The organism is Cupriavidus sp. DL-D2 (genome assembly GCF_039710735.1).
Classification (GTDB): Bacteria; Pseudomonadota; Gammaproteobacteria; order Burkholderiales; family Burkholderiaceae; genus Cupriavidus.
The window spans coordinates 15,584-27,172 of record NZ_JBDKXK010000092.1; the positions used below are offsets into that span (position 1 = coordinate 15,584).

Here is an 11,589-nt window from a genome sequence, read left to right on the forward strand (position 1 = left end):
ATCCAAATCCGATCGACACACCTATTTCGTTTCGAGCCAGGCAACATCCATTGCTCAAGGAGTTGGTTTTGAATCCCGGAAGAAGGCAGTTCATGAAGCTGTGTGGTGCGGGGGCGGCAGGGGCAACTGCACTGGCGCTGGGTTTCACTCCCTCCACGGCTTACGCGGTGCAGTCCAGACAATACAAGCTGCTTCGCGCCAGGGAGACTCGCAACAACTGCACCTACTGTTCCGTGGGCTGCGGCCTGTTGATGTATAGCCTCGGCGACGGTGCAAAGAATGCGAAGGCGAGCATCTTTCATATCGAGGGCGATCCCGATCATCCGGTCAGCCGAGGTTCCCTCTGCCCCAAGGGCGCTGGCCTCCTGGACTTCATCCATAGCGATAGCCGGCTGAAGTATCCCGAGTATCGGGCGCCCGGGTCGAACGCGTGGCAACGCATCAGTTGGGACGACGCCTTCGCGCGCATTGCCCGGCTCATGAAGGATGATCGGGACACGCACTTCGTCGAACGCAACGACGCAGGCGTCCTCGTCAATCGCTGGCTGACCACTGGGATGCTTTGCTCTTCGGCAGCGAGCAACGAGACGGGTGTACTGGATCAGAAGTTTACGCGTGCCCTGGGAATCCTCGGCATGGACAGCCAGGCTCGGGTCTGTCACTCCCCAACCCCGGCGGCGCTCGGACCATCGTTTGGCCGAGGTTCGATGACGAACAACTGGGTGGATATCCGGAACGCCAACGTTGTCATCATCATGGGCGGAAATCCCGCCGAGGCCCATCCAGTTGGTTTCAAATGGGTGATCGAGGCCAAGATCAGGAATGGGGCCAAGGTCATCGTCATCGATCCCCGCTTCAATCGCAGCGCATCTGTCGCCGATTTCTACACCCCGATTCGCGCCGGCTCGGACATCGCGTTCCTGATGGGTGTGGTCAATTACCTGTTGCAGCACGACAAAATCCAGCATGAGTACGTCAAGACGTACACCAATGCCAGCTTGATCGTGCGCGACGACTACGCGTTCGACGATGGCCTGTTCAGCGGATACGATCCCGGCCAGCGTACCTACGATCGCTCGAGCTGGAATTATGAACTCGATGCGCAGGGACATGCGCGCAAGGATCCCACGCTGCAGCATCCGCGCTGCGTCATCAACCTGCTACGTCAGCACGTCTCGCGCTACACGCCAGACCTGGTGTCGCGCCTTTGCGGCGTGACGCTGGACGACTTCCGCCACATCTGCGAGGTGTTGGCCGAAACCAGCGCGCGGGACAAGACCGCGACCTTCCTGTATGCGCTGGGCTGGACCCAACACTCATCCGGCTCGCAGATCATCCGTGGTGCGGCAATCATCCAGTTGCTACTCGGCAATATCGGCATGCCGGGCGGCGGCGTCAATGCGCTCCGGGGCCACTCGAATATCCAGGGTTACACGGACCTCGGGCTGCTATCGCTGAGGCTGCCTGGCTACATGGATTTGCCATCCGAAAAGCAAACCACGCTCGACCAGTATCTCGCGCAAAGCACACCGCGCGAGCTGATTCCCGATCAGGTCAATGGGTTCCGAAATACACCGGCGTATTTCGTCAGCCTGATGAAGACCTTTTGGGGAGACAAGGCCACACGCGCCAATAATTGGGGTTTTGACTGGCTGCCCAAATGGGACAAGAGCTACGACGTGCTCGCGTACACAGACATGATGTACGAAGGGAAGGTTAATGGCTACATCGTCCAGGGATTCAATCCCCTGGCCGCATTGCCAGACAAGAACAAGATCCAGCAGGCACTTTCGCGTCTCAAGTTTCTGGTCGTCATCGACCCGCTTGGCACCGAAACGTCGACCTTCTGGAAGAATCATGGCGAGCAACATGACGTAGATTCATCGCGGATTCAGACCGAGGTTTTCCGTCTCCCGTCATCCTGTTTTGCAGAGGAGAACGGCTCCATCGTCAATTCCGCCCGTTGGCTTCAGTGGCACTGGGCAGGCGCCAATCCACCGCATGAAGCCAAGCAGGACGCCGCGATCATAGGAGGCTTGTTCACGAAGCTGCGCGAACTGTACGAAAAGGAAGGCGGCGCAAATCCCGATCCCGTACTGAACATGTCGTGGAACTACATAGTCCCCGAGGATCCGACGCCAGAAGAGATCGCGCGAGAGACAAATGGTTATGCGCTGGCAGATCTCCACGATGCAAGTGGAAGACGCCTGGCGCGCAAGGGCGAACTGCTATCCGACTACTCTCTTCTGCGCGATGACGGCACAACCGCCAGCCTTAACTGGATCTTCGCGGGGTCCTGGACACAGAGCGGGAATCAAATGGCTCGCCGCGACAACTCCGACCCGTCCGGACTCGGTTGCACGCCGGGATGGGCCTGGGCCTGGCCGCAGAATCGGCGCGTGCTGTACAACCGTGCGTCACTGGATCTCGATGGAAAGCCCTGGGATCCCAGGCGCAAGCTGATCGAATGGAATGGTCAGCGCTGGACAGGCTTTGACGAGCCCGATTTCCCGGTGACCGTGCCACCGGGAAGCGCTGCCGGTCCGTTCATCATGCTGGCAGAAGGTGTAGGGCGACTGTTCTCCGGAGGCAGCCTGGTGGAAGGCCCGTTCCCGGAACACTACGAACCCGTCGAGAGCCCGATCGCTGCAAATCCATTGCATCCGACGGTCAAGCAGAATCCGTCCACACGTGTCTTGCCTAACGACTCGGCACGTATGGGCGATCGCCGCCAGTTTCCCTACGTGGCCACTACCTACGGTATCACCGAGCTATTCCGGCACTGGACCAAGCACTCGCGGTTGAACGCGATCCTGCAGCCCGAGCAGTTCGTTGAAGTCGGCGAACAGCTTGCACAGCGCAAGGGCATTGTTGCCGGAGACATGGTCAAGGTGTCCTCCCATCGCGGATACATCAAGGCTCGCGCTGTGGTCACCAAGCGAATCCGCACACTGGAGGTCATGGGCGAACCGCTGGACACCATCGGTGTGCCATGCGTCTGGGGGTTCGAGGGTGCCACGAAAAAGGGATACCTCGCGAATGCCCTGAGCCCCGCTGTTGGCGACGCCAATACACAGACCCCCGAGTACAAGGCATTTCTCGTCAACATCGAGAAGATCTAGGAGCGGCGTTCATGTCGATTCAACCACAAGACATCATCCGTCGTTCTGCGACCCACTCCGCCACGCCTGCACCGCGCGTGCGGGACCACCAACTGGAAGTGGCAAAACTCATTGACGTCTCCATTTGTATCGGCTGCAAGGCATGCCAGGTTGCCTGCTCCGAGTGGAACGATCTGCGTGACGAGGTGGGTACGAATGTCGGCGTCTATGACAATCCCCGCGATCTGTCGCCCAAGACCTGGACGCTCATGCGTTTTGACGAGTATGAGAACGAATCCGGCAAGCTCGAGTGGCTGATCCGCAAGGACGGCTGCATGCATTGCGAGGACCCGGGGTGTCTGAAAGCATGTCCGAGCCCAGGCGCGATCATCCAGTACGCCAACGGCATCGTGGATTTTCAGTCCGAACATTGCATTGGGTGCGGCTACTGCGTGGCCGGTTGCCCTTTCGACGTCCCCCGCATCAGCAAGGAGGACAACCGTGCGTACAAATGCACGCTGTGCTCGGATCGCGTGGCAGTGGGGCAAGAGCCGGCGTGCGTGAAATCCTGCCCCACCGGTGCCATCTCGTTCGGCACCAAGGAAGAAATGACCGAACAGGCCAGCAAGCGCGTGGCGGAGCTCAATACGCGCGGCTATGAACACGCGGGGATCTACGATCCGGCCGGTGTGGGCGGCACCCACGTCATGTACGTCCTGCACCATGCGGACCGACCTCAGCTCTATCGTGGCCTGCCAAAGGATCCCCGCATCAGTGCTGTCGTGCGTGGCTGGAAGGGGCTGATGAAGCCGCTCGCTGCGGCGGCTTTTGTCGCGACACTCGCGGGCTCGTTTCTGCACTACGTAGGTGTAGGACCGAACACCACGACCGAAGGCGACGAAGATTGAACGAGGGGTTCCTTCATGAAAACTGCAAACAAGATTCTTCGCACGGGGTTCATCGAGCGCGCCTGCCATTGGGTACTCGCGTTCTGCTTTTTCGAGGCAGCTTGCTCGGGCCTTTCCTGGTTCTTTCCCAGCCTGTCATGGCTGAGTTCTGTGCTGGGAACACCGCAGCTTGCGCGCGTCTTGCACCCATTCTTTGGCGTCGCAGTATTCCTGTTGCTGGCGTTCATGTTCATCCGCTTTGCGAAGCACAATCTGTTCGTCGCAACAGATCGGATCTGGTTTCACCATGCAGGAGATGTACTCAGAAACCGGCATGACAAGCCGCTGCGAATCGGCAAGTACAACGCGGGTCAGAAGGTGCTGTTCTGGCTGATCATGGCCCTGATCTGCATGCTTCTCCTGACGGGGATCGTGATCTGGCGAGCCTACTTCGCTACGCTCTTCCCCATTCCCGTCGTCCGTCTCGCGTTGCTTGGGCATGCACTGGCAGGTGTTGGACTCATCTTGCTCATCGTGGGACATATTCACCTGGCTATCTGGGTACGCGGCTCCATCGCCTCGATGCTCACCGGTTATGTGAGTCGCGCATGGGCGAGACAACACCATGATCGTTGGTACGAGGAAGTGAGACTAAAGCAGGCCGCGCAGGACTCCCGGAAAAAACATCAATGACCACCATCGATATCGTTCCGGCAGATGAGCGCTCGGCAGCTTTGCGGATCGAGCATGTGATATGGCCCGACCCCCTGTCTCTCTATGGCAAACGGGCCAAAAGACTGCGTGAACTTGCCGTTGACCATCCCGAGGCGGCCTACCTGGAGTTCGCAGCGAAAGTCTGTACGGCGCAGCAGGAAATTTTCGCGACTTTGCCGCACGCGAACGCGGCGCCAGGCATGACACGCGCCGATGCACTATCGACCTACGAGCTGCTCGCACAACCTTGCTGGCAGGAAGCATTGACGAGGCTGGTGCAGGCGATGCCTGCCGCGGCGCCTGCCGGAATGAACGAGCCAGCGAGGCTGGTGCATCAAGCGCAGTCGTTACTGCAGGGTCGATTCGGAAGCGTGGGGCAGCGTGAGTCTGTCTTCCTTTGGGCTGCGTTATCTCTGCAGTGGTCGCATGTTGCAGCACACATGCCGTCCCGGCACGATCTTCAGGTACCAGTGCAGACGCGTTTCGACTGCCCAACGTGCGGAAGTGCGCCTTCGGCCAGCATCGTCCCTGGTGGCAAGCGCGGCGGCTTGCGCTATCTGCACTGCCCACTCTGTGAGACGCGATGGCATCTGGTACGTGCGGTGTGCAGTTGCTGCGGTGGCGACGATGAAGTGGAGTATTGGTCAGTAGACGAGGCTCGTGCGGTGGTCAAGCTGGAGACCTGCGGGGATTGTCACGGATACCTCAAGGTTTGCTTCGCGGACTTCGATGCGCGCGCTGATCCGGTTGCAGATGACCTGGCGTCGCTCCACCTCGATTACGAGGCGGAAAGAATGGGTTTCCTGCGTACTGGAATCAATCCATTCGCATTCCCAGCCGACTGTCCCTGATCGTTGAAGCCGGTCTACGACTCCGTAACGCTGCGTCGAGGCATGCGCCCGCATGCCATCTATTCATTCCCTGTTGGAGAACAACGTGCTGCACCTCTTCAAGAAACAACCTTTGACCTTGATGGCCATTGCGATACTCAGTGCTATGTCATCCACCGCCAATACAGCGTTCGCCTCTACCGCCGCGTCGGCAGTGCAAGCCGATGAGGTCGTAGCCATGCGGAAGAATACTCAAATGCCCTGGAACGCCGTGGTGGTCGACGCACGCGGCCGGTTCATCGTCAGCTCACCGCTGTGGACCGGAAACACTGGCCCTGCGGTGGCAATCGCGGAGGAGAACGGTTCACTGACACCGTATCCAGACGCTGGATGGAACAGATGGAAGGCCGGCAATGATGCGACACGCGCATTCGTCAGCGTGAACGCCATTCACGCTGACGCGCGCGGCGACTTGTGGATCGTGGATACGGGCTCGCCAGATTTTGGCGGTACACCGGTCGCTGGTGGCCCGAAAATCGTACACATCGATCCCCGCACCGATACTGTGGTACGCGTCTACACCTTTCCCAAGGATGTGATTCGCGCCCACACCTACATCGACGATATTCGCATCAACGGGCGTCACGCGTACATCACCGATGCAGGAGAAGGTGCGGTTCTCGTGCTGAACCTGGACGATGGCAAGGTGCAGCGTCGCTTCGACGACATGCCCTTCGCTCGCGCCCGTGCGCGCGACACGATCGTCGTGAATGGCAAGGTATTGACTGGCACCGATGATCGTCCGCTGAGAGTCAATGCCGACCCGCTCGAAGTTAGCCCGGATGGCCGTACCTTCTACTTCGGCCCACTGTCAGGTCCACTGTCCCAGATAGAAACACGCTACCTGGACGATGAAACGCTCGACGACAATACGCTGGCGAAGCACGTCAGCACATGGTTCGACAACCCGCCGGTAGGTGGCACTGCCATGGGCGCAGATGGAAGCCTGTATTACACCCCCTTGGCCGACAACTCCCTGATGCGGCGCGCACCGGATGGCACCGTATCCATGCTATTGCGTGACCATCGCCTGCGCTGGGTTGATGCCCCGTTTCTCGATGGCAAGGGACACATTTACTTGCCCGTACCACAAATCGATGGCGCAGCGCCCTTTAATCATGGTCAGTCAACGATCCGTTATCCGGTAGAGCTTTTCAAAATCAATCTTCCTTCCGGCCTGAAGTGAAACGGCAGTACCGGAGGAACGCCCCCCTAGAAAACGGGGGGCTTTTTTTAGTTCCCAGCACGCCCGTGGCCCCAATTTCCGCGGGCCACCGCCCACAGAATGAAACTACCGTAGACGAGCATCGCAAGGGCGCCAAAGGCAAAGTACTGTTGCAAGGTTGCACCCAGAGACAATGCAAGGCCGCCGACACCGGCGAACAAACTGAGGCGCAGCGCTCCGGCCACCAACGGCCACTTGAGTCGACCTGCACCTTGAGATGCAAAGTAGAGCGAGAAGCCAAGGGCGAAGAAGCCATAGAACGGACCCACCATATGCAAGTAGGCGACGCCCGCTTCCAGCAAATGCTTGTCGGCTCCAAAAAGACCCAGCCACGCGGTGGGCCAAAGGGCCGCAACAAGACCCACCAGTTCGGCCAATGCGAAAGCCATGAATCCACCGCTAAGTGCAATACGCCGCGCGCGGTCGATCTGACCTGCGCCGATGTTGGCGCCCACGAGCGCGACCATCGGCGCTCCAAAGCCGAACGCGATTGGAATCAGCAGGTACTCCAGCCTGGCTCCCGTTGCGTAGCCTGCCAGCGCCGCGGTGCCGCCATGCCCACCAACTTGAGCGGTGGTCACCGCTATCAGCGCATTGGTAAGTACCGGATTGATACATGCGAGTGCGCCAACGGTCAAAATGCTGCGCATGGGTGCCCAATGCAATGCGCCTGGCGCAAGCCGCGCGGCGGAACGTCCCGACAAACAGAACCAGGCTAGTATCGCAGTGCCTGCTGCGTAATACATCACCAAAGCCCATGCGCCACCGGCAATTCCCAAAGGGGGAATCGGGCCCCAACCAAAAATCAGGCAAGGAGAAAGTGGCACCAGGGCGACGGCACCTCCACAGATCACCATCCCGGGAAATGACATGTTGCCCGTGCCCCGAACCACACTGGCAAGTGCGTTCATCGCCCACATTAGCGGAAGGCCTGCGAATAGCACATGACCGTAAGTGCAAGCCGCATCCAGTGCCGCACCCTTTGCGCCAAGAAGCGAAAAGAGTGGCCGCTGAAACGTCAGGAGCAACGCGGAGAAAGCAACGCCAATAAGGATGTTGATGGCGAGGGCGTGCCGAGGAATCTGATTTGCCAACGACTGATTACCGGCTCCAAGTGCGCGCGCTACCGCTGCAGATATCCCGCCACCCATTGCTCCTTGTGACATGTTTCCCATGAGCATGAGTACAGGTATGACAACGGCGACACCGGCCAGTACGTCCGTACCGAGTTTCGCCAGGAACCATGTCTCGATCAACCCCGTCGATGCCTGGGCCAGCATCATGAGCATGTTTGGCACGCTCATGCGAAGAACCGTTGGAACGATGGGCGCCTCCAGCATCAATCGCAGGCGTGGATTGGAGGCGCCCATCGTCGCCGATCCAGAGGTAGTCATCTCGTTTGGCCTTTCGCCATAAGGCGGGTCATCCAGCAACAAATTACGTGCATATGCAAGCAACCAACTTTACTTGCATATGCACGCATTGGTCAAGATGCACTACACTACGATCCGAAACGATCGCTCCCCTGCTTTGATTGAGGAAATTTGAGACTTGGCCGAATCCAGAATGCCCACTTCGATAGCAAAAGACCCATTGATCTGCAATGGATCTGCCTTGCGCAAGGCGACGCGCCGTATCACGCAGCTCTATGACGCCGCCCTGGCACCATGTGGGTTGACCGTCTCACAGCGGTCCATACTGGTTCACATCGCACGAGGACAGATGCCAACAATGACCGAGTTGGCACAGGCCATGGTGCTTGATCGCTCGGCGTTGGCGCGGAATATCCAACCGCTCGAGCGGGATGGCTACCTGGTTCAAGTGCGAGACACTAAGGACGGCAGAAGCAGGAGAGTCGAACTCACTCAAGAGGGAAAGGCTAAGTTAGCCGAGTCGAATCGACTCTGGCGCCAGGCACAGGATCGCTTCGAAGCAGTGTACGGAGCCGAGCGAGCCGCGGCACTACGGCTTGCACTGGCCGAGATCTACTCAGACGAATTTTTCGACGCTTTCACTGCGGCATCAGTATCTAGATGAACGCCTCCGAGGCGCCAGCGGACAAGGCATTTTTCCACCTACTCACTTTGGCGCGACAGGTCGATTCCAGCCGTGCGACGTTGACCCAAGGATGGTCTATCGAATGGCAACCGGATTCACGTTGACCTGCGTGGATCCCACATAGAGTGGCTGCCCCAGGACGAACAGGAATTCCCACGCCTGATCGCGTACCAGGGCCCGGCTGTCGATCAACTCCAGATTGTAGATGCCACGCTTGACGAGCATGTACTGATTCACCGGGAACTCTTCCTTTCCGTGCGGACTCGGGTAGACCTCCGAAGCCCATGTATCTCCCCCGAAGGCTACGATGCCCTGGTCAGCCAGCCATTTGGCGGCGTCCATGCCAATGCCGGGCTCCACTTCCAGGAACTGGTTGTTGTCCTTGCCGATCAGTTCCAGCCAGCCGGTATTGAAGAGCACCACGTCGCCCTTGCGCAGCGTAATGCCCTGTTTTTTCAGTACGGCCTGTACATCCTTCACCGAGAACTCGGTGCCGCCAGGAACGATGGCTTGGCCAAAGTGCGCGGTCATGTCGAGTACCACACCGCGTGTCACCAGTGGGGGCACTTTCTCCACACCGAGCTTCCTGACACCATTCACGCTGACGAAATCGGCGGCCCGGTTCCCGTTGTAGTACACGTTGTCGATACCGATATGACCGATACCGTTGAGCTGTGTCCCGACGCCGGTCCAGGCATTGACCAGTTCGTCGTTGAACGTGAATTTGTTCGGACCAAGCGACAGGCCAGCCTGCTGTCCAACTTGCACGTTGTAGAGCTGGAAGCTGCGATGCCGGTAGGCCGGGAGCGACTTGTCCACCGGCACGGCCAGCGGATAGGTCTTGCCAGTCTTCACCAGCGTGACCGCCTGCCTGACGACGTCCGGCGTTAGCAGGTTGGCCGCACCAATTTCGTCGCTCGCGCCATAAGGCGATGGATACCAGTCCGCTGCGGACGCGGCATGCATGAATAGCGGCAGCGTCCCGATCAGGAAAGTTTTGGCGAGTGTTTTGTTCACGAAAATCGTCCTCGTTGGAGCGTGGCGCCGTTCCATGCACCAGCTTTCAGGCACGGTCTTGCGCGAATGGGCACCACGCAGGTCAGAGCCCTAAGTCTGACTTCGACCCTCACGACGAAAAAGCCGCCAGGCTGCGAATATGACTTGCATTGCAGTCAACAATGCGGGCGCGCAGCAAGTCACCAGCCTGCCGGCGCCCAGGGCGAGAACGTCAAGATCGGCAAGGCGACGCCCTGCCAGTCACACGCTGCACGGACCACCCTTCCCTTTGACAACTCAAGTGTGCGCGTCCCATGCCGTTAGGGAATGGAGCAATCGACTCCTCCCATACCTTGAGGCAACATGCTCGTGGTCGATTCGCAGAACAGCTCGATCCGCATGATTACGCCCGCAGGCGTGGTCAGTACCGTGGTTGGCACCAACACGGTGGGCACGGTGGATGGTCCGGCCGCAACCGCGCGCTTCCGCTATCCGAGCGCCGTCACGCTCGGCCCAGGTGGCGACATGTACATCGTCGATAGCGGGAACCACTCCATCCGCAAGTTCGACGGCACCACCGTCTCCACGTTGGCGGGCTCCGCGGCAGGAACGCCGGGGTATGCGGACGGCACGGGCACTGCGGCACTGTTCACGAGTCCGACGAGTGCGGTGCTCCATGCCGACGGCAATCTCTATGTCACGGAATTCAACAACCACGTGATCCGCAAGATCACGCTGGCAGGCGTGGTCACGACGCTGGCGGGCAGCAACGTCGCGTTTGGCAACGTCGATGGCACCGGTGCCGCCGCGCGCTTCATCTCCCCGTCCGACATCCAGATGGATGCGTTCGGCAACCTCTTCGTCGTGGACATCTCGACCAACACGATCCGGAAAATCACGACGGCTGGCGTCGTGACGACTTTCGCCGGCTCGGGCGCGGCCGGTGTGGTGGATGGCGTGGGCACGGCCGCGCAGTTCGATGGTCCGAACGGGCTGGTCATCGACCCGGAAGACAACCTCTACGTAGCGGACCGCAACGGCAACACGATCCGCAAGATCACGCCAGCGGGTGTCGTCACGACCATTGCGGGGTCCACGACCTCGGGCTCCGCAAACGGTAGCGGCTCGGTGGCGCGGTTTTCCGCCCCGATCTCGCTCGCCATGGACAGCGCCCGCAACCTGTACGTGACGGAACTGAACCGCAACACGATCCGCAAGATCACGTTGCCCTGACCGTCGCCTGCTCGCCTCCGCCCGGAGGTGAGCAGGCTGGACGCGTCGCCCCAGACAGGTGATGGTAGTAGAGCTTCAAGGCGGCAACCCCTTCGCACGGACTGCTCCATCAGCAGTTGTGGGGGTCGAAAGCGGTCGGCGCAGTGGGCTTCGGGAGCTAGTCAAACTGCCGATGATCCTGACCGTCGGCGGGGACGAATCCCCGGAATGCCACCGCCTTCAGCACGAATATCAAGAACTGCTATCCGATGCCGGTGTTGACGTGGAGATCGTCTTGCAGAACGGTGGTCATCATTTCGACGCCGTCGATCTGATGGGCGAGGCGAACGGTGCTCTGGCCATCGCAGTGCTGCGGATGATTGAACGAGCTTAAAGCTCGGCGGCGGGTGGAGTGACGGGAATCACCTGTGTTTCCTGCCGTCGACCAGTGGCGTCGCGGCGAACACGTCGACCCACACTGCCTGCGACAGTACGGTGAGTACCAC

General features: G+C 59.5%; 10 protein-coding genes. 8 read left to right on the forward strand and 2 right to left on the reverse strand.

The features are described 5' to 3' along the window. Nucleotides 1-68: 68 nt before the first annotated feature. The 5 genes from fdnG (at nt 69) to ABDB81_RS28820 (ending at nt 6,778) form a co-directional block, all read left to right on the forward strand. Nucleotides 69-3,122, forward strand: coding sequence for a formate dehydrogenase-N subunit alpha (fdnG, locus tag ABDB81_RS28800; RefSeq protein WP_160473334.1), 3,054 nt, complete (start codon nt 69-71; stop codon nt 3,120-3,122). Nucleotides 3,123-3,133: 11 nt separating this feature from the next. Continuing rightward, complete coding sequence (gene fdxH, locus ABDB81_RS28805; protein ID WP_137927787.1) at nt 3,134-4,009, forward strand: formate dehydrogenase subunit beta; 876 nt, start codon at nt 3,134-3,136, stop codon at nt 4,007-4,009. A gap of 15 nt (nt 4,010-4,024) precedes the next feature. Then, nucleotides 4,025-4,681, forward strand: coding sequence for a formate dehydrogenase subunit gamma (locus ABDB81_RS28810; RefSeq protein ID WP_137927788.1), 657 nt, complete (start codon nt 4,025-4,027; stop codon nt 4,679-4,681). Then, complete coding sequence (gene fdhE, locus ABDB81_RS28815) at nt 4,678-5,553, forward strand: formate dehydrogenase accessory protein FdhE (protein ID WP_346814232.1); 876 nt, start codon at nt 4,678-4,680, stop codon at nt 5,551-5,553. Before ABDB81_RS28810 ends, fdhE begins: the two co-directional genes overlap by 4 nt. A gap of 85 nt (nt 5,554-5,638) precedes the next feature. Further along, the gene (locus ABDB81_RS28820) at nt 5,639-6,778 is read left to right on the forward strand and encodes a major royal jelly family protein (protein ID WP_249359685.1); all 1,140 of its coding nucleotides are present in this window, start codon (nt 5,639-5,641) and stop codon (nt 6,776-6,778) included. 47 nt (nt 6,779-6,825) lie between these two features. On the opposite strand, the gene ABDB81_RS28825 is transcribed toward ABDB81_RS28820, so the two are convergent. Further along, on the reverse strand, nt 6,826-8,157 hold the full coding sequence (locus ABDB81_RS28825) for an MATE family efflux transporter (RefSeq protein WP_137927794.1): 1,332 nt from the start codon (nt 8,155-8,157) through the stop codon (nt 6,826-6,828). A 226-nt stretch (nt 8,158-8,383) separates the two neighbouring features. Here ABDB81_RS28825 and ABDB81_RS28830 point away from each other — a divergent pair, with 226 nt between their 5' ends. After that, nucleotides 8,384-8,854, forward strand: coding sequence for a MarR family winged helix-turn-helix transcriptional regulator (locus ABDB81_RS28830; RefSeq protein WP_137927795.1), 471 nt, complete (start codon nt 8,384-8,386; stop codon nt 8,852-8,854). Nucleotides 8,855-8,950: 96 nt separating this feature from the next. Here ABDB81_RS28830 and ABDB81_RS28835 read toward each other — a convergent pair whose 3' ends face one another. Beyond that, nucleotides 8,951-9,841, reverse strand: coding sequence for a cyclase family protein (locus ABDB81_RS28835; protein ID WP_346814235.1), 891 nt, complete (start codon nt 9,839-9,841; stop codon nt 8,951-8,953). A 393-nt stretch (nt 9,842-10,234) separates the two neighbouring features. On the opposite strand from ABDB81_RS28835, the gene ABDB81_RS28840 reads away from it, so the two are divergent. Both ABDB81_RS28840 and ABDB81_RS28845 read left to right on the forward strand, forming a co-directional pair. Next, a complete protein-coding gene (locus ABDB81_RS28840; RefSeq protein WP_160473330.1) occupies nt 10,235-11,104 on the forward strand; it encodes a hypothetical protein in 870 nt (289 codons plus the stop codon). A 172-nt stretch (nt 11,105-11,276) separates the two neighbouring features. After that, the gene (locus ABDB81_RS28845; protein WP_346814233.1) at nt 11,277-11,477 is read left to right on the forward strand and encodes a hypothetical protein; all 201 of its coding nucleotides are present in this window, start codon (nt 11,277-11,279) and stop codon (nt 11,475-11,477) included. Nucleotides 11,478-11,589: the final 112 nt, after the last annotated feature.

Excerpts from the sequence above, each read along its gene's own strand:
- ABDB81_RS28825 (WP_137927794.1), bottom strand. The coding sequence starts at position 8,157 with ATGCTGGAGGCGCCCATCGTTCCAACGGTTCTTCGCATGAGCGTGCCA.
- fdxH (WP_137927787.1), top strand. The coding sequence starts at position 3,134 with ATGTCGATTCAACCACAAGACATCATCCGTCGTTCTGCGACCCACTCC.
- ABDB81_RS28830 (WP_137927795.1), top strand. The coding sequence starts at position 8,384 with ATGCCCACTTCGATAGCAAAAGACCCATTGATCTGCAATGGATCTGCC.
- ABDB81_RS28840 (WP_160473330.1), top strand. The coding sequence starts at position 10,235 with ATGCTCGTGGTCGATTCGCAGAACAGCTCGATCCGCATGATTACGCCC.
- ABDB81_RS28845 (WP_346814233.1), top strand. The coding sequence starts at position 11,277 with ATGATCCTGACCGTCGGCGGGGACGAATCCCCGGAATGCCACCGCCTT.
- fdhE (WP_346814232.1), top strand. The coding sequence starts at position 4,678 with ATGACCACCATCGATATCGTTCCGGCAGATGAGCGCTCGGCAGCTTTG.
- ABDB81_RS28835 (WP_346814235.1), bottom strand. The coding sequence starts at position 9,841 with ATGCATGCCGCGTCCGCAGCGGACTGGTATCCATCGCCTTATGGCGCG.
- ABDB81_RS28810 (WP_137927788.1), top strand. The coding sequence starts at position 4,025 with ATGAAAACTGCAAACAAGATTCTTCGCACGGGGTTCATCGAGCGCGCC.